This is a genomic window from Pseudomonas sp. NFX71 (assembly GCF_048079215.1).
GTDB classification, from domain to species: Bacteria; Pseudomonadota; Gammaproteobacteria; order Pseudomonadales; family Pseudomonadaceae; genus Aquipseudomonas; species Aquipseudomonas fluorescens_B.
The window spans coordinates 261,125-279,331 of the sequence record NZ_CP182230.1 but is presented as its reverse complement, the minus strand read 5'-3'; the positions used below and the strand labels follow the sequence as shown (position 1 = coordinate 279,331).

16 protein-coding genes are annotated in these 18,207 nt (G+C 60.7%); 10 read left to right on the top strand and 6 right to left on the bottom strand.

What is annotated here, in order from left to right; all coding sequences use genetic code 11:
• Nucleotides 1-105 precede the first annotated feature (105 nt).
• The 5 genes from cysM to ACM1ZW_RS01295 all read left to right on the top strand — a co-directional run bounded on the left by cysM (nt 106) and on the right by ACM1ZW_RS01295 (nt 6,254).
• Nucleotides 106-1,008, top strand: coding sequence for a cysteine synthase CysM (gene cysM / locus ACM1ZW_RS01315; RefSeq protein ID WP_017340171.1), 903 nt, complete (start codon nt 106-108; stop codon nt 1,006-1,008).
• Nucleotides 1,008-2,360 (top strand): 23S rRNA (uracil(1939)-C(5))-methyltransferase RlmD, encoded by a 1,353-nt coding sequence (gene rlmD / locus ACM1ZW_RS01310; protein WP_416740041.1) that lies wholly within the window; start codon nt 1,008-1,010, stop codon nt 2,358-2,360. The genes cysM and rlmD overlap by 1 nt, the downstream gene beginning before the upstream one ends.
• Nucleotides 2,361-2,484: 124 nt before the next feature.
• The gene (relA, locus tag ACM1ZW_RS01305) at nt 2,485-4,728 is read left to right on the top strand and encodes a GTP diphosphokinase (RefSeq protein WP_017340169.1); all 2,244 of its coding nucleotides are present in this window, start codon (nt 2,485-2,487) and stop codon (nt 4,726-4,728) included.
• Nucleotides 4,729-4,849: 121 nt separating this feature from the next.
• Entirely contained in the window at nt 4,850-5,683 is an 834-nt protein-coding gene (gene mazG / locus ACM1ZW_RS01300) for a nucleoside triphosphate pyrophosphohydrolase (RefSeq protein ID WP_414879098.1), read from the top strand.
• A 28-nt stretch (nt 5,684-5,711) separates the two neighbouring features.
• Complete coding sequence (locus tag ACM1ZW_RS01295) at nt 5,712-6,254, top strand: DUF2058 domain-containing protein (RefSeq protein WP_017340167.1); 543 nt, start codon at nt 5,712-5,714, stop codon at nt 6,252-6,254.
• Between the two features lie 70 nt (nt 6,255-6,324).
• On the opposite strand, the gene ACM1ZW_RS01290 is transcribed toward ACM1ZW_RS01295, so the two are convergent.
• From ACM1ZW_RS01290 to ACM1ZW_RS01265, 6 genes are all read right to left on the bottom strand, one after another.
• A complete protein-coding gene (locus ACM1ZW_RS01290) occupies nt 6,325-6,513 on the bottom strand; it encodes a hypothetical protein (RefSeq protein WP_017340166.1) in 189 nt (62 codons plus the stop codon).
• A 400-nt stretch (nt 6,514-6,913) separates the two neighbouring features.
• Nucleotides 6,914-8,134, bottom strand: a complete 1,221-nt coding sequence (gene fabB / locus ACM1ZW_RS01285; protein ID WP_017340165.1) for a beta-ketoacyl-ACP synthase I — start codon at nt 8,132-8,134, stop codon at nt 6,914-6,916.
• Between the two features lie 11 nt (nt 8,135-8,145).
• Entirely contained in the window at nt 8,146-8,661 is a 516-nt protein-coding gene (fabA, locus tag ACM1ZW_RS01280; RefSeq protein ID WP_003179264.1) for a 3-hydroxyacyl-[acyl-carrier-protein] dehydratase FabA, read from the bottom strand.
• A gap of 247 nt (nt 8,662-8,908) precedes the next feature.
• Entirely contained in the window at nt 8,909-10,810 is a 1,902-nt protein-coding gene (locus tag ACM1ZW_RS01275; protein WP_017340164.1) for an ATP-binding protein, read from the bottom strand.
• Nucleotides 10,807-11,739 (bottom strand): ABC transporter substrate-binding protein, encoded by a 933-nt coding sequence (locus tag ACM1ZW_RS01270; RefSeq protein ID WP_416740040.1) that lies wholly within the window; start codon nt 11,737-11,739, stop codon nt 10,807-10,809. Before ACM1ZW_RS01270 ends, ACM1ZW_RS01275 begins: the two co-directional genes overlap by 4 nt.
• Nucleotides 11,740-13,863 carry a TonB-dependent receptor plug domain-containing protein gene (locus ACM1ZW_RS01265; protein WP_416740039.1) on the bottom strand — a complete coding sequence of 708 codons (2,124 nt, stop codon included), beginning with the start codon at nt 13,861-13,863 and terminating at the stop codon, nt 11,740-11,742.
• 197 nt (nt 13,864-14,060) lie between these two features.
• Here ACM1ZW_RS01265 and ACM1ZW_RS01260 point away from each other — a divergent pair, with 197 nt between their 5' ends.
• The 5 genes from ACM1ZW_RS01260 to ACM1ZW_RS01240 all read left to right on the top strand — a co-directional run bounded on the left by ACM1ZW_RS01260 (nt 14,061) and on the right by ACM1ZW_RS01240 (nt 18,193).
• Nucleotides 14,061-15,086, top strand: a complete 1,026-nt coding sequence (locus tag ACM1ZW_RS01260; protein WP_414885155.1) for an NAD(P)H-dependent glycerol-3-phosphate dehydrogenase — start codon at nt 14,061-14,063, stop codon at nt 15,084-15,086.
• 20 nt (nt 15,087-15,106) lie between these two features.
• Entirely contained in the window at nt 15,107-15,454 is a 348-nt protein-coding gene (locus tag ACM1ZW_RS01255; RefSeq protein ID WP_017340160.1) for a DUF4389 domain-containing protein, read from the top strand.
• Nucleotides 15,451-15,903, top strand: a complete 453-nt coding sequence (sixA, locus tag ACM1ZW_RS01250; protein ID WP_017340159.1) for a phosphohistidine phosphatase SixA — start codon at nt 15,451-15,453, stop codon at nt 15,901-15,903. The genes ACM1ZW_RS01255 and sixA overlap by 4 nt, the downstream gene beginning before the upstream one ends.
• Before the next feature lie 146 nt (nt 15,904-16,049).
• Nucleotides 16,050-17,717, top strand: coding sequence for an AMP-binding protein (locus ACM1ZW_RS01245; RefSeq protein ID WP_017340158.1), 1,668 nt, complete (start codon nt 16,050-16,052; stop codon nt 17,715-17,717).
• Nucleotides 17,718-17,749: 32 nt separating this feature from the next.
• Nucleotides 17,750-18,193 carry a hotdog fold thioesterase gene (locus tag ACM1ZW_RS01240; RefSeq protein WP_017340157.1) on the top strand — a complete coding sequence of 148 codons (444 nt, stop codon included), beginning with the start codon at nt 17,750-17,752 and terminating at the stop codon, nt 18,191-18,193.
• Nucleotides 18,194-18,207: the final 14 nt, after the last annotated feature.

Here is an 18,207-nt window from a genome sequence, read left to right as displayed (position 1 = left end):
AGCCGCTTATTCCCATAAGCCATAAGCACCGCACTTTGCGTGATATGGCCTTCCAACGTTTGCCGGTATGATAGGCGCCCCCGCAGTCTGGATTGCGAATACGCCATGACCTTGCAGTACCCAACCATCGCCGATTGCGTCGGCAACACTCCGCTGGTCCGTTTGCAGCGCTTGCCCGGTGCCACCAGCAATACCCTTTTGCTCAAGCTCGAAGGGAACAACCCGGCGGGTTCGGTCAAGGACCGTCCGGCGCTGTCGATGATCACCCGTGCCGAGTTGCGCGGGCAGATCCACGTCGGCGATACGCTGATCGAAGCGACCTCGGGCAACACCGGGATCGCCCTGGCCATGGCCGCCGCGATCAAGGGTTACAAGATGATCCTGATCATGCCGGACAACTCCAGCGCCGAGCGCAAGGCCGCGATGACGGCCTATGGCGCCGAGCTGATTCTGGTGACCCAGGAAGAAGGCATGGAAGGCGCTCGCGACCTCGCTCAGCGAATGGAAGCCGAAGGCCGTGGCAAGGTGCTGGACCAGTTCGCCAACGGGGACAACCCGGAAGCGCACTACACCACCACCGGCCCGGAAATCTGGCGCCAGACCGAGGGCACCATCACTCACTTTGTCAGTTCGATGGGCACCACCGGCACCATCATGGGCGTGTCGCGCTACTTGAAAGAGCAGAGTGACAGCGTGCAGATCGTCGGTCTGCAACCGATGGAAGGCTCGGCGATTCCGGGCATCCGTCGCTGGCCGCAGGAATACCTGCCGAAGATCTACCAGGCCGATCGCGTGGACCGCATCGTCGACATGGCGCAAAGCGAAGCCGAGGACGTGACCCGTCGCCTGGCCCGCGAAGAAGGCATCTTCTGCGGCGTGTCCTCGGGCGGTGCCGTGGCAGCCATGCTGCGCCTGTCCAAAGAAGTTGAAAACGCGGTGATCGTCGCGATCATCTGCGACCGTGGCGACCGTTACTTGTCGACCGGCATTTTCGACGCGCCCAACTGATGGCCAAGCATGAGAGAGGCCTGCGCTTCCAGCCCACCGGCGGCAGCAAGGCCCCGCAAATTCCGACCGGCAAAAAGCAGCGCCTGACCATCGAGCGCCTGGCAAATGACGGTCGCGGCATCGCGTTTTTCGAAGGTCGTACCTGGTTCGTTCTCGGCGCATTGGCCGGTGAAGAAGTCGAGGCGCGCGTGTTGGGGGCCCACGGCAAAGTGGTCGAGGCACGCACCGAGCGCGTTTTCCAGGCCAGCGAAATGCGTCGCCCGGCGCCGTGTCCGCATGCCGGTCGCTGTGGTGGCTGCAGTGTTCAGCATCTGCCTCATACCGAACAACTCGCCCTGAAACAGCGCATGCTCGCCGAGCAATTGTCCAAGGTCGCTGGTGTCGAACCTGAAGAGTGGGCAGCGCCGTTGAGCGGTCCGGAGTTCGCTTACCGCCGTCGCGCCCGTGTAGCGGTGCGCTGGGACATGAAAGCGAAAAAGCTCGAAGTCGGTTTCCGCGCGGCGGGCAGCCAGGACATCGTTGCAATCAACGAATGCCCGGTGCTGGTACAGCCCTTGCAACCGATCATGACCCGCTTGCCGGAGATGTTGCGGCGCTTGAGCAAACCTCAGGTGCTGGGGCATGTGGAATTGTTCAGTGGTTCGTCCTTGGCGGTGTTGCTGCGACACATGGCGCCGTTGTCCGACGCCGATATGACGATCCTCAAGGATTTCTGCGCGTTTCATGAAGCTCAATTGTGGCTGCATGGCGAAGGTGAACCGCAACCGGTCGAGGCCGATCAGTCGTTGGGCTATCGCCTTGAACAGTGGGATTTGAACCTGGCGTACCGGCCGGGAGATTTCATTCAGGTCAACGCGGCGGTCAATGAAGCCATGGTCGCCCAGGCGCTGGACTGGCTGAAGCCGACAGCGGATGAACGCGTTCTCGATCTATTCTGTGGGTTGGGCAACTTTGCCTTGCCGCTGGCCAAAGCCGTTCGCGAAGTGGTGGCGGTCGAAGGTGTGCAGGCTATGGTCGAGCGGGCAGCTGCAAACGCCGCTAGCAACAATCTGCATAATGCGACGTTTTTTCAGGCCGATTTATCCCAGCCTGTGACCGATGCCGAATGGGCGCGGGAAGGCTTTTGTGCGGTACTCTTGGACCCACCGCGTGACGGTGCTTTCGAGGTGGTGCGCAAGCTCAAGGCCCTGGGCGCCGAACGATTGGTGTATGTGTCGTGCAACCCTGCAACTCTGGCGCGCGACACGGTCGAATTGATCAAGCAGGGCTACCGGTTAAAACGTGCCGGGATTCTCGATATGTTTCCTCAGACGGCACATGTCGAGGCCATGGCGTTATTTGAAGCGAGCTAGGACGGCTCGTCTGGTCCGACTGACCCGCCCGTGCAGCACTCGTCCTGGCCCCGCGAGTGCATCCCCGGCAACGAAGGTCAGCGATTTGACGCATTGAACTGCGTCGTAGGGAAGGTAAAGCAAGATGGTACAGGTGAGAGCACACCAGCCGATCAACACGGACGGCAGCATCAACCTCGAGGCTTGGCTCGATCATGCGGTCAGTGTCGATCTGGCACTGGATCGCGAAGCCTTGAAGGACGCGTGCGAGTTCGCTCGCACCGCCGAACAACAAGCCAATGCGGCGAAGAATCTATGGTCCGAAGGGACCTCGAGTTTCCGCACGGGCCTTGAGATCGCCGAAATTCTCGCCGACCTCAAACTCGATCAGGATTCGTTGGTCGCCGCGGTCCTGTACCGCGGCGTGCGCGAAGGCCAGATCGAACTGCCGGCCGTGAGCCAGCGCTTCGGTCCGGTGGTCGCCAAACTCATCGACGGCGTGTTGCGCATGGCGGCGATCAGCGCCAGCCTGAGCCCGCGTCAATCGTTGGTGCTGGGCACGCAAGGCCAGGTCGAAAACCTGCGCAAGATGCTCGTGGCCATGGTCGACGACGTGCGCGTCGCGCTGATCAAACTGGCCGAGCGCACCTGCGCGATCCGCGCGGTGAAAACCGCAGACGACGAGAAGCGCAACCGCGTCGCCCGTGAAGTCTTCGACATCTACGCGCCGCTCGCCCACCGTCTCGGTATCGGTCACATCAAGTGGGAACTGGAGGACTTGTCCTTCCGTTACCTCGAGCCCGATCAGTACAAACAGATCGCCAAGTTGTTGCACGAACGGCGTCTGGATCGCGAGCGCTTCATCGCCGATGTGATGAACCAGCTGAAAGTCGAATTGCAGGCCACTGGCGTCGAGGCCGACATCAGCGGCCGGGCCAAACACATCTATTCGATCTGGCGCAAAATGCAGCGCAAGGGTCTGGAGTTCAGCCAGATCTACGACGTGCGCGCCGTGCGCGTGCTGGTGCCGGAAATGCGCGACTGCTACACCGCGCTCGGCATCGTCCACACCTTGTGGCGGCACATCCCGAAGGAATTCGACGACTACATCGCCAACCCGAAAGAGAACGGCTACCGCTCGCTGCACACTGCGGTGATCGGGCCTGAGGGCAAGGTGCTGGAAGTGCAGATCCGCACCCACGCCATGCACGAAGAAGCCGAGCTGGGCGTTTGCGCGCACTGGCGCTACAAAGGCACCGACGTCAAATCCGGTTCCAACCACTACGAAGAGAAAATCTCCTGGCTGCGTCAGGTCCTCGAGTGGCATGAAGAGCTGGGCGACATTGGTGGTCTGGCGGAACAACTGCGGGTCGATATCGAACCGGACCGGGTGTACATCTTCACGCCGGACGGCCACGCCATCGACTTGCCGAAAGGCGCGACGCCGCTGGACTTCGCCTACCGCGTGCACACCGAAATCGGTCACAACTGCCGTGGCGCGAAGATCAACGGGCGCATCGTACCGCTCAACTACAGCCTGCAAACCGGTGAGCAAGTCGAGATCATCACCAGCAAGCACGGCACCCCGAGCCGCGACTGGCTGAACCCGAACCTGGGCTACATCACCACGTCCCGGGCGCGGGCGAAGATCGTTCACTGGTTCAAATTGCAGGCCCGCGACCAGAACGTCGCGGCCGGCAAGACCTTGCTCGAGCGCGAACTCAGTCGCCTTGGCTTGCCTGCGGTGGATTTCGACAAGCTGGCCGACAAAGCCAACATGAAAACCGCCGAGGACATGTACGCCGCGTTGGGCGCAGGCGATTTGCGCCTGGCGCAACTGGTGAACCTGGCGCAGCAACTGGTCGAGCCGGAACGCGGCAACGAACAGCTGGAGCTGATTCCGCGCAAGGCCACCGGCTACAAGCCGGGCAAGCGCGGCGATATACAGATCCAGGGTGTCGGCAACCTCATGACCCAAATGGCGGGCTGCTGCCAGCCGTTGCCGGGCGATGCGATCGTCGGTTACATCACCCAGGGTCGTGGCGTGAGCATTCACCGTCAGGACTGCGCCTCGGTGCTGCAACTGGCCGGACGCGAGCCAGAGCGGATCATCCAGGTCAGCTGGGGCCCGGTGCCGGTGCTCACCTATCCGGTGGACATCATCATTCGCGCCTACGACCGTTCCGGTTTGCTGCGTGACGTCTCGCAAGTGCTGCTCAACGAACGGATCAACGTGCTGGCGGTCAACACCCGCTCGAACAAAGAGGACAACACGGCGTTGATGTCCCTGACCATCGAGATTCCGGGGCTGGATGCATTGGGACGGTTGCTGGGGCGAATATCCCAGTTGCCGAACATCATCGAAACCCGGCGTAACCGTACCCCTTGAAGATGCCCCCGTGTGGGAGCTGGCCTGCCAGCGATGCAGGCACCTCGGTCTTTCAGTAGAGTCGAGGTGATGCCATCGCTGGCAGGCCAGCTCCCACAGGTTTTGTGGTGAGAGATAAATGATGTACGGCCTTGAAGATTTGCTGCACCTGATGAACCGACTGCGCGATCCGCAGTTCGGCTGCCCGTGGGACATCAAGCAAACCTACGCGACCATCGTCCCGCACACCCTTGAGGAAGCCTACGAAGTCGCCGACGCCATCGAGCGCGGCGACTTCGATCACCTGCAGGGTGAGCTGGGCGATTTGCTGTTCCAGGTGGTTTATTACAGCCAACTGGCCCGGGAAGAAGGGCGCTTCGAATTCGCCGGTGTCATCGACAGCATCACCCGCAAGCTGATCCGTCGTCATCCCCACGTGTTCCCCACAGGCGATCTGTACGCGCCGCTGGACGTTCCGCGACTGAGTGAAGAACAGGTCAAACAGCGCTGGGAAGAGATCAAGGCCGAAGAGCGCGCCGAGAAATCCGCGGCGCCGGAACAGTTGTCCTTGCTCGATGATGTACCCGCCGCGCTGCCGGCGTTATCCCGATCCGCCAAGTTGCAGAAGCGCGCAGGGCAGGTCGGTTTCGACTGGCCGGACGCCTTGCCGGTGCTGGACAAGGTCCGCGAAGAGCTCGATGAAGTGCTCGAAGCGATGGCCGACAATGACTCGGCAGCGATTGCCGATGAGGTCGGCGACTTGCTGTTCTCCGTGGTCAATCTGGCGCGTCATCTTAAAGTCGATCCGGAAACCGCCTTGCGCGGCGCCAACAGCAAATTTGAAAGACGCTTCCGTTTTATCGAACAGGCATTGCGCGACACCCACCGTCCCATAGAAGATTGCACCCTTGAAGAGTTGGACGCCTTGTGGGGCGAAGCCAAACGTCAGGAAAAGAATTTGCCCAGCTGCGGATGAGCAGTGGCCTAAGTGAGAAATAAGCACCATGAGCATTTCCCTTCGCGACCAGTTGCTAAAGGCAGGGCTGGTCAACCAAAAGCAGGCCAAACAGGTCGGCAAAGAGAAGCAGAAACAACAGCGCCTGGCCCATAAAGGCCAGATCGAACTCGATGATTCCCAGCAGCGTGCGGCCCAGGAAGCCATGGCCGAAAAGGTAAAGCGCGACCAGGAGCTGAACCGCCAGCAGCAGGAGAAGGCCGAGGCCAAGGCCCGTGCCGCGCAGGTCAAGCAATTGATCGAAGTCTCGCGCCTGCCGAAGCTGACCACCGAGGACTACTACAACTTCGTCGACGACAAGAAGGTCAAGCGCCTTTGCGTCAACACGTTGATGCGCAACAAGCTCAGCAACGGCTCGCTGGCGATCGTGCACCATGCTGGCGGTTACGAAGTAATCCCCCGTGAGGCGGCCCTGAAGATCCAGGAGCGCGATCCGCAACGCATCGTGCAGCTGAACGTGCAAACCGAAGAAGCGGCGGCTGAAGACGATCCATATGCGGCCTATCAGATTCCTGATGATCTGATGTGGTAAGCAGTTAACGGCTGCCACAACGACAAACCCCGCTCATGGCGGGGTTTGTCGTTTTCAATGCTGTCATTGCTTATGCGGATCGGAGCGCTCGTTGCTGCTCCAGTTTTTCCAGTTCGGCCTTGTAGCTGTGGGCATCGGTTTCGGAGTGGAACATGCCCACCAGCAAGTCTTGTTGGTGCACGTCCCAGATCCGGATACCGGCGGCTACGCCTTCGTGGGACTTATGTGAATCGTCGCGTTCAGTTACTTTTACAGTCATCTGCTAGCTCCAATCTCTGTGATATCTGCAGCAAGGCGTGTGCAGGACTCTGTTATATGTTTGGTTAGCTTGCTAAGTAAACGACAGAGTTTGGTAACGGATTTTTGCAAAAATGAAGAAAGTCCTGCAGCCCGCGTAATACGCGGCATTCGGTCGCAGGGCGCTGAGTTTCATGACAAAAGCTTCATGTTTCCATTGAGGAAAATGCCTGGCTTCACACAAAACCTGTGGGAGCGAGCCTGCTCGCGATAGCGGTCTTGTTCATACGGGAATGGCGAATGTGATGCCGTCATCGCGAGCAGGCTCGCTCCAACAGGGTTCTGTGTGTTGGCCAATTTTTGAGCAAAAAAAAACGCCCCGAACCAGTCGGGGCGTTTTTATGTGCGGCGTAGGCGGGGTGTTATTTACCCTGCCAGCGCTGCAGTACCAAGGTCGCGTTGGTGCCACCGAAACCGAAGCTGTTGCTCATCACGGTGTTGAAGGCAACGTCTTCGCGAGTCTTGGTCAGGATCGGCATGTCTGCCACTTCCGGGTCCAGTTCGTCGATGTTGGCGGAACCCGCCATGAAGTTGCCTTCCATCATCAGCATGCAGTAGATCGCTTCGTGAACGCCGGCGGCGCCCAGGGAGTGACCCGACAGGCTCTTGGTGGAGCTGATGGCCGGGGCCTTGTCGCCAAACACTTCACGGACACCTTTCATTTCCGCAACGTCGCCGACCGGAGTCGAAGTGCCGTGGGTGTTCAGGTAGTCGATCGGTGCGTCAACGGTGGACATGGCCATCTGCATGCAGCGGATGGCGCCTTCGCCGCTTGGAGCGACCATGTCGTAGCCGTCGGAGGTCGCGCCGTAGCCAACGATTTCCGCGTAGATCTTCGCGCCGCGGGCCAGAGCGTGTTCCAGCTCTTCGACCACGACCATGCCGCCACCGCCGGCGATGACAAAACCGTCACGCTTGGCGTCGTAGGCACGGGAAGCTTTTTCCGGGGTTTCGTTGTACTGGCTGGACAGTGCGCCCATGGCGTCGAACAGGAACGACTGGCTCCAATGCTCTTCTTCACCGCCGCCGGCGAACACGATGTCCTGCTTGCCCATCTGGATCTGTTCCATGGCGGTACCGATGCAGTGAGCACTGGTGGCGCAGGCAGAAGCGATGGAGTAGTTCAGGCCCTTGATCTTGAACGGGGTGGCCAGGCACGCGGAAACAGTACTGCTCATGGTCCGTGTTACACGGTATGGGCCAACGCGTTTCACGCCTTTCTCGCGCAGGATGTCCAGCGCTTCCATCTGGTTCAGCGTGGAGGCGCCACCGGAACCGGCGATCAGGCCGGTACGCGGGTTGGAGACTTGCTCATCGGTCAGACCGGAGTCGGCGATGGCGTCTTTCATGGCCAGGTAGGCGTAAGCCGCCGCATGGCCGACGAAGCGATAGATCTTGCGATCGATCAGCTCCTCGAGGGGAAGGTCAATGGAGCCGGAAACCTGGCTACGCAGACCCATTTCGGCATATTCCGGGTTGAACCGGATGCCAGGGCGACTTGCACGCAGGTTAGCGGAGACGGTCTCTTTGTCATTGCCCAGGCACGAAACGATGCCCAGACCAGTGATAACGACGCGGCGCATGCGGATAACCCTTAGAAGTTGTCAGTGGAGGTGAAAACGCCGACCCGAAGGCCTTCGGCGGTGTAGATCTCGCGACCGTCGACAGTCACCGAACCATCGGCGATGGCCAGGTTCAGCTTGCCTTTGAGGACGCGCTTGATATGAATGTTATAGGTCACTTTCTTCGCGGTCGGCAGAACCTGGCCAAAGAACTTCACTTCGCCCGAACCCAGGGCGCGGCCGCGGCCCGGCAGGCCTTGCCAGCCGAGGAAGAAGCCGACCAGTTGCCACATGGCGTCGAGGCCGAGGCAGCCTGGCATCACCGGGTCACCTTCGAAGTGACAGGCGAAAAACCACAGATCCGGAGTGATATCCAGCTCGGCGACCAATTCACCTTTGCCGTACTTGCCGCCTTCTTCGCTGATCAGGGTGATGCGGTCCACCATCAGCATGTTCGGGGCGGGCAGTTGCGCGTTACCCGGGCCGAACAGCTCACCGCGACTGCAGCGCAGCAGGTCTTCCCGAGTAAAGGCGTTTTGTTTGGTCATGCGAGCTCCTCAATAGTCCCATGCGGCAGGTGGGGCAAATCTTCCCGGCCGATCGAAGCGTTCATGCCTCGAGTCAGCAGCCTACTCATAGACTATTGCGTTGTGGTGAAAGTCACAGCACCAAGGACATGAATGTACACTTGTGCACTGAAATTTTTATTCAAGCCCCTTTTCGGGCCTGTTCGGGTGCCTAAGACTGCCGCACTTTCGCCTTTCACGCCAGTCGCAGATGGTCGAAAGGCCTGCACTACTGCACCCATCGCTGCAGAATTTGCTGCAAATCCGTGCGTTTGAACGGCTTGGCCAGGTAATCGTTCATTCCCGCTGATAGACAGGCTTCACGGTCGCCCTGCAAGGCGTTGGCGGTCAGCGCAATGATCGGAAGGTCGGTGCAACCGGGCAGTTGGCGAATCTGTCGGGTGGCTTCGTAGCCATCGATGATCGGCAGTCGGCAATCCATGAGAATGGCTTCGAAGATCAGGCTTTCGGCGCTGCGTACCGCCTGAGCGCCGTCGGTGGCGACGCTGACAGTAAAGCCCAGGCTGCGCAACATGGCTTCGACGACGGTCTGGTTGACCGGATTGTCCTCGACCAGCAGCACATTGCGGCCTTCGCCATCGCCACTGCCGGACTGCGCGCGTGGCGTGCGCACCGGCAGCGTCTGTTTATAGAGCGCCAGCGGGATTTCCAGGGTGAACGCCGAGCCGCGACCCTCCTCGCTCTGGGCGCGCAAGGTGCCGCCCATGCGTTCCGCCAGGGTGCGGGCAATCGGCAGTCCCAGTCCGGTGCCGCCGTAACGCCTTGAAATAGAACTGTCGGCTTGCTGAAACGCATTGAACATCAATTCCAGGCTTTCGGCCGGGATGCCAATTCCGCTGTCGCGCACAGTGCAGGTGAACCACAACAATTCGTGATCCAGCGACTGCCATTGCGGTTCGATGGTGACGCGGCCCTGTTCGGTGAACTTCAGCGCATTGCCCACCAGGTTCACCAGGATTTGCCGGATCCGCGTCGGGTCGCCCTGAACCTGCAACGCACGCATGTCTTCGGGGATCAGCAACGTCAGATCGAGCCCGCGTTGCAAGGCGCTGTGCTGGAACGACTGGGCGCAACTGCTGATCAAGTCCGCCAGATTGAACGGAATGTGTTCCAGCTCCAGTTCCGAACGCTCGATGCGCGAGAAGTCGAGAATGTCGTTGATGACTTTGAGCAGGTGTTCGGTGGACTCCGAAGCCAGCGCCGCGTACTCGACCTGCTCTTCGGTCATCTCGGTGGTTTCCAGCAATTGCAGCATACCGAGCACGCCATTCATCGGTGTGCGCAGTTCGTGGCTCATCATCGCCAGGAAATCGGATTTGGCGTTGTTGGCCTTTTCCGCTTCTTCGCGGGTCTGGATCAACTGCGCCATGGCCTGATGCTGTTCACGACTGGCCTGTTCGAGACCGCTGGCGAGGTTGTTGATGTGCTGCGAAAGCGCGCCCAGCTCGGTGTCGTCGACAATCGGCAGTGGCGTCTTGTAGTCACCGCTCTGGATCGCCTTGACCGCGTTGCCGATATCGCGGATCGGCTGCGACAGGCTGCCGGCCAGGCGTCGGGCGATCAGGAAGGTAAATAACAGAGCGAACAGCGCAAGGACGCCGGCCTTGAACAGGATTTCCTGTTGGCGCTTGTTGAAGGCGTCATTCGACAGACCGACGATCACCCGCCCCAGATAATCCTCGGCGGGGGCCGTGCTGGCGGCGTTGGCGCCCTGGAAGAAGTCATTGTGCAGCGCGATCCGTTGCAAGCGCACCGGCGCCTGGAACACTTCGACCTGTTGCGAGCGGGTGTGGGTTTCCGACGGGTGCTCGACGTACACCAGAATCCGGTTGGCGCTGTCCTGCACTTCCAGAAAGCGCACATTGGGCGTGGCCAGGGTGGCCTTGAGCAGACTTTCGAGCACCTCGTTGTTACCCGAAATCACCCCGTATTCGGCGGCCGGCGCCAGTTGGTTGGCAATCAGTTGACCGGTGTGGTTCAGCTCCTGACGCAAATCCTGGATCCGCACGAAGGTGAAGAAGCTGATCAGCAGCAAGGTCAGCAGCAGGGCAGGGCCGAGGCTGATGATCTGGGTGCGGGTATTGATGTCCCAGCGACGATGGAAAGTCATGGGCGGCTTTCTCCTTCGGCCAACTGTGTTGCGACCAACGCTTCATTGATCTGTTCAATGCCTAATGAACGAGCCACTTGAGGGTTACTCAAGACTTTGAAGCGATTGGCATAATGCGTGCGTGGCCAGGTGGCCGGTGGCTGGTCGAGCAGTTCGTCGAGAATCGCCAGCCAGTCACTCTGGTCGCTGTAGCTGCTGGCCAGGCTTCCGGCCTTGACGAAGCCGGCGTTCGGGCCGATCAGCGCGGTTTGCCGTGCGTAGCTGCTGAGCAGCAGGTTTTTTGCGGTTTTGGGGTTATACAGGTCGGGATCATCGAGGCCCAGCAACACGTCGCTGTTTTTCAGCAAGGCTTGCAAGGGGCGGCTGTCATTAGTGTTGTCCCAGCGTTCGGTGACAATTTCGAGGCCAAGCGGTTGAGCCGCCTGGCGCAGTTCATTCAGAAGAAACTCGCTACGGTTGTCGTACAGCACGCCGATTCGTCTGGCCTGGGGCAGCAGGATTTGGGCCAGGCGCAGTTGCCGATCAGGCGGCGGATCACTCCAGAGCAGACTTAAACGGGCTGGCAGGGCAGTGCCCAGGCGTTGACGGGCTTGCAGACGACTGATGCGCAGCACCAGCGTCGCCGGACCCTGGGGCTCTTGCAGGCGCCAGTCGAGGCTGGGCAGATCCAGCAGGATCAAACGAATGCCGGTCGGCAATTTGCTCGGTGCCGGCAGACCGGCCAATGGCTGGAAGCGCACCGTGTCGCCAGGGCGCAATTCCCCGAGGACCGTCGCGAACGCCTGCATGCCGGGGCTGTCGTCGGCACCGGTCAGCAGAATGTCCTCGGCGCTGACCGACAGGCTCACCAGCCCACCGGCAAACACCAGGCACAACCCGGCCAACAGGCGGCCAAGGATTGGCGTCTTGCGCGACGGACACCGCGGCATCTAGAACACCAGCTCCGCGCTGAAGTACATCACCCGTCGCTGGTCGTAGTTGTTATCGACGAACGTGGTGGGTTGATTGTCGAGACGTTGCTGGAGCACACCGGCCAGTTCCAGGCTGGCCTTGCCCAGGCCGATGCGTTTGGCGATGCGTGTGTCGACCCGTTCGAAGCGATAGCCATTGAGCGCGTCGTCACCATAATAGAAGAGTGCGCTGTTCCAGCCGTGGCCCCAGTTGCGCAGCCAGCCGGCGGAGCCACTGTTGCGCGCGGTCTGTTGCGCATCCAGCGGATTGCTCGCCTGGGCATCGACGCAGGCGTAGGTCAGGCGCAGTCGGTCGGCACTGCCGAGGTGCCAGTCGAGCTGGGTTTCCGCCCCGGTGAAGCGCGAGCTGTTGGCGTTGCTGGCGATGTACTGATTGTTGCGCAACGGCTCGCTGATCATGCCGGTGATCTCGTCGTGGAACACCTTCACGTCCACCGCCAGTCCCCACTCGGCGAAGAAGCCGTTGTAGCCCAGTTCTCTGGAGCGCATGTGTTCCTGCTCAAGGTTGCCGGGGCCGCGGGTCCTGACGAAGTAACGGGCGCTGTTCTGGCCATAGGCGGCGGGTTGCAGGTTGGTCACCCGGTAACTCCAGTTGACGTTGTTCTCGAACATGTCCGGTGAACGAATGGCTTCCGAATACACCGCGCGCAAACCGTGGCGCGGAGTGATCAGGTAGTTGACCGCCACCCGCGGGGTCAGCGAACTGCCGGTCAATTGCGTGTCTTCGAACATCGCACCGCCCTGCAACAACCAGTGTTCGGTCGCTCGCCACTCGAGTTGGCCGAATGCGCGCCACGTAGTGTCGTCGAGCGTGCCATTGAAATAGGTCTCGGAATCGGCCCGGTCGTAACGATAGTTCAGGCCGCTGACCAGTCGCAGACTGTCGGACAGGCTGAGGGTGTCTTGCAGCTCGAGGTCGTAGCGTGATTCACGGGTGCTTTGGTCAATGTCGCCGCACAGGGTTCGCCGGGCGCCGTTTCGCCACTGGTCCAGCACTTGATTGGCCAGTGCTTGCTCCACCGCCGTGCCGGTCGGTGCGCCGGGGCCGAGGTAGCGCTCGATGTTGCGCGCCAGGCGTTCGGTGTAATTCGGGTTGAGCTGCCAGAGCTCGGTCAGTTCGGGGCTGAACGAGACTTCGGCGTCGCAGGCGCGCCAGGTTTGCTGACGATCCCAGTGCTGGGCCGAGCCTTGAATAAAAAGACTGTGATCGGGATTGAGGTCTAGGTTCCAGCGCAAGGAGCCGGCGTAGTCTTTGGCAACGACGTCGGAATTGTTCCCGGCGGCAGTAATCCCCGAGAACACCGGGCGGTAGGTATAAGGCCGCTGATTGCTCCCGTCCTTAGCATTTAGCTGCCAGTCGATGCTTTGCTGTTCGTTGAGTGTCTGGCTGACGGCGAGGTTGAAGCGGTTCAGGCGACGGCTATCGCGATAATCGGCGCCTTTGCGGTCTGAGTCGAAGCCATCGTCCTGCTGGCCGGATAACGAAAGGCGCATGTCGCCACCGTCCCAACCCACGCCCTGACTGGCGTAAAAATCGTCGATACCGCGCTGACCGCGGGTGACCTTCAACCGCGTGCCGTGGCTGTCGGCCGGATTGCGGGTGATGATATTGACCACCGCCATCAGCGCATTGGCGCCATAGCTGACGGTGTTCGGGCCGCGGAAGACTTCGATGCGCTCGATGTCTTCCATGGCCACCGGAATGTCACTCCAGTCCACTGTGGCCAGGCCGGCGCGATACACCGAGCGGCCATCGATCAGCACCTGCATGCGCCGCGCTTCGCTGGCGTTGGTGCCGTGGTAATTCACGGCAGCCTGATTGCCGGTGATGTTGCCGACCATCATTCCTGGCACCAGGCGCAGCAACTCGCTGATGTCCCGGGCGCCGCTGGCGTTGATCAGTTCGCTGTCGATCACCGTCATGCTCCCCGGCACCGCGGCTGGCGACTGTTTCAGGCGCGTAGCCGTCAGTACCTGCGGCAGTGGCTCACTGTCGAGAAACAGGTCGTCGGCCAGCAATGGCGGGCTGACGATCAGCGCCAGAAGCAGCGGCGAGTGGGGTGAAGCAGAGCCAAACGACACAACACATCCTTGATAGCGATTTCACTGGCGCGCATGTTAACCGAGCCGGTCGACTTTTCCAGTCACGATGACGGCATTTTCCTCGGATTTATTGGTCTTCTTCAGACAAGTGCCGGTAATTGACGCGGGGGCTGGCCGCCACTGGGCCGCTCCGTATAATGCCGGCATCGCCACTGGTATGGATTAACGGATTGCATATGACTGAACAGCGCCCGATTGCGGTCCTGGGAGGCGGAAGTTTTGGTACCGCCGTGGCTAACCTGCTGGCCGAGAACGGGCATCAGGTCCGGCAGTGGATGCGTGACCCTGAACAGGCAGAAGCCATTCGGGTCAATCGCGAAAACCCGCGTTACCTCAAAGGCATCAAGATTCTCCCCGGAGTGGAAGCGGTCACTGACCTGCAAGCCACGCTGGACGCTTGCGACCTGTGCTTCGTTGCGCTGCCGTCCAGCGCACTGCGCTCGGTACTGGCCCCGCACGCCGAACGCTTGAGCGGCAAGCTGCTGGTCAGCCTGACCAAGGGCATCGAAGCCCACACGTTTAAACTGATGAGCGAGATCCTCGAAGAGATCGCCCCGCAAGCGCGCATCGGCGTGCTGTCCGGGCCGAACCTGGCCCGTGAAATCGCCGAGCACGCACTGACCGCCACTGTGGTCGCCAGCGAAGACGAAGAACTCTGCCAACGGGTTCAGGAAGCGCTGCACGGCCGCACCTTTCGCGTTTACGCCAGCGCCGATCGCTTCGGCGTGGAGTTGGGCGGGGCGCTGAAAAACGTCTACGCGATCATCGCCGGCATGGCGGTGGCGCTGGGCATGGGCGAAAACACCAAGAGCATGCTGATTACCCGGGCGCTGGCGGAAATGACCCGCTTTGCCGTGAATCAGGGTGCCAACCCGATGACGTTCCTGGGGCTCGCGGGCGTGGGCGATTTGATCGTGACCTGTTCGTCGCCGAAAAGCCGCAATTACCAGGTCGGATTCGCCCTTGGTCAAGGTTTGAGCCTGGAAGACGCGGTAACGCGCCTGGGCGAAGTCGCGGAAGGCGTGAATACCTTGAAAGTGCTCAAGGCCAAGGCCCAGGAAGTGGGCGTTTACATGCCGCTGGTCGCCGGGCTGCACGCGATTCTGTTCGAAGGGCGCACGCTGAATCAGGTGATTGAATTGTTGATGCGCGGCGAACCGAAAACCGACGTCGACTTTATTTCCACCAGTGGTTTCAACTGATTCATCAGGGAGAGCGAGACATGAACGAGCCGAAAACAGAAGCCCAATACGAATCCATCCTGCTGCGGGTGTTGTGGATGATTGTCTTCCTGCTGGTCTGGCAGGTGGCGCAATTCATCCTCGGCGCCGTGGTGCTGGTGCAACTGGTCTATCGTTTGTTTTATGGCGCCCCGAGCGCCAGCCTGATGAATTTCGGCGACAGCCTGAGCCAGTTCCTGGCGCAGATCGGTCGTTTCGGCACGTTCCACAGCGACCAGAAACCCTGGCCGTTCGCCGACTGGCCGACGCCGCGTACGCCGGAGGGTGAAGCGCCACACGTCGTGGCACCTGCGCCGCATCCGGCCCGAGATGAGGAACCCAAGCTATGAAACTCTGGGTATTGCGTCATGGTGAGGCCGAGCCACATGGCAAAGGTCCTGATTCCGAGCGGGCATTGACCGACCACGGTCGTAAAGAAGTGTTGCGCACGGCCGCCGAGTTGGCCGGCAAGCCGCTGACCGCGATCTATGCCAGTCCATACCTGCGAGCGCAGGAGACTGCAGAAATCGTGCGTACAGCGTTGAATTTCGCGCCGGAGATTCGCACCGTCGATTGGCTGACTCCCGATAGCCGCCCGCAAGCAGTGGCTGAACAGTTGGTGTCTGTAGATCACGCGCTGCTGGTCAGTCACAACCCGCTGGTAGGGAATTTGCTGGGCTATCTGCAACACGGTCATGTGCAGGATCCGGAAAGGGTTGCCACCGCCGGTCTCGCCGAGCTGGAAGGGGATTCGCCACAGGCCGGGGCGATGAAGCTCAACAGCATCAAGCACCCGTAGCGGCAGGCAGAAGAGGTTTCTGCGGCGAGGGAGCAAGCTCCCTCGGGGTCGCGCCGTTTGTTTGTTTCTTTGTGTGAAATAGTCAACCAAGCAACCGCTTGGTTGACTACGCTTGCTCCAGAACAAAAAACACAGGAGCGAGTCGCATGTCTGCTGCTTTTCGTTTGCCGCTGGACGTTTTTTACGAACGTGAGGCCCGTCATCCCCGTCAGCGCTTTCTGGTTCAACCGGTGGGTGGAGGCCAGGTCGAAACCCTGACCTGGGAAGACGTCGGTCACCAGGCCCGTTGCGCCGCGCACTGGCTGCGCGCGCGGGAATTGCCGCAAGGCAGCCACATCGCCCTGATCTCGAAAAACTGTGCGCACTGGATCATCGCCGACCTGGCGATCTGGATGGCCGGGCACGTCTCGGTGCCGTTGTACCCGAACCTCACCGCCGAATCCGTCGCGCAAGTCCTCGAACACTCCGAAGCGGCGCTGGCGTTTATCGGCAAACTCGATGACTGGCCCGGCATGTCCCGCGGCGTCAGCCCCGACCTGCCGACCATCAGCCTGCCACTGCATCCGCCGGGCAGCTTCGATTTCAGCTGGGCCGACCTGCAAGCCTGTTCACCGATCCAGGACAACCCGACACCTGCCGCCGACCAGTTGGCGACCATCATTTACACCTCCGGCACCACCGGCATGCCCAAAGGCGTGATGCACAGCTTTGGCAATCTGGGCTTCGCCACCACCCGCGGCACGCAGTTGTTCGGCCTCAATGAGTCGGACCGGCTGCTGTCGTACCTGCCGCTGTGCCATGTGGCCGAGCGAATGTTCGTTGAACTGGCCTCTATCTATACCGGGCAAACCGTGTTCTTCGCCGAGAGCCTCGATACGTTTCTGACCGATTTGCGGCGCGCGCGGCCCACCGCGTTGTTCGGTGTGCCACGCATCTGGACCAAGTTCCAGATGGGCGTGTACAGCAAGATCCCGGCGAAACGCCTCGAGTTCCTGCTCGGACTGCCCCTCATCGGCAAGCGGGTAGGGCACAAAGTGCTCGTGGGGCTTGGGCTGGACGCCTTGCGCGTCGCGCTGTCCGGCGCGGCACCGGTGCCGCAGACCTTGTTGCTGTGGTATCGAAAGCTCGGGCTGGACGTTCTGGAGGTGTACGGCATGACCGAAAGCTGCGGTTATTCCCACATCGGCCGGCCCGGCGAAAACAAGCCTGGCTGGATTGGCAAGCCTTGCCCGGAGGTTGAAGTGCGGATCGCCGAATCGGGCGAGGTCATGGTGCGCAGCGGCGCGACCATGCTCGGGTATTTCAAGGAACCGGAAAAAACCGCCGACACGATTACGGCGGACGGCTTCCTGCGGACCGGTGACAAGGGCGAGCAAGACGCCGAAGGCAACCTGCGCCTGACTGGACGGCTGAAGGAGATTTTCAAGACCAGCAAAGGCAAATACGTGGCCCCGGCACCGATTGAAAACCGCCTGGCAGTCCATTCACGGATCGAACAGGTGTGCGTGGTCGGCGACGGTTTGAGTGCGCCGCTGGGACTGTGCGTGCTCTCGGCGATGGGGCAGCAGGACGCGGACGGAAGCGCGCGCGCCGGTCTGCATTCAAGCCTGGAAAAACTGCTGGAGGAGGTCAACCACGCGCTCGACAAGCATGAGCGCCTGCACCGTCTTGTGATCGTCAAAGACAGCTGGGGCGTGGAAAACGGCTTCCTGACGCCAACCCTGAAGATCAAGCGCAACGTGATCGAAGCGGCTTACGGTACCCGGTTCGAAGAATGGAGCGAGCGCAGCGAAGCGGTGCTGTGGCAGGATTGAACCACCAATAAAACCAACAAAGGATGTCAGCAATGAGTTTGTGGCGTACCACTCCCAACATCGAGCAGTTGAACGCAATCCAGAAAAACACCATTGGCGAAGTGCTGGATATCCGCTTCGAAGCCTTCGATGAAGAGTCGCTGACGGCGAGCATGGTCATCGACCACCGTACCCACCAGCCTTACGGCCTGCTGCACGGCGGGGCCTCGGTGGTGCTGGCTGAAACCGTCGGCTCCATGGCCAGCTATCTGTGCATCGACGCGAGCAAGTTTTACTGCGTGGGCCTGGAAATCAACGCCAACCATTTGCGTGGGCTGCGCAGCGGGCGGGTGACTGCGGTGGCCAAGCCGATTCACATCGGGCGCACCACGCATGTCTGGGATATACGGCTGACCAGCGATGAGGGCAAGGCCAGTTGTGTGTCGCGGTTGACCATGGCGGTGGTGGCGTTGGGGGACACGCCTCCAGGAAAATAACCTGCGGATCCACA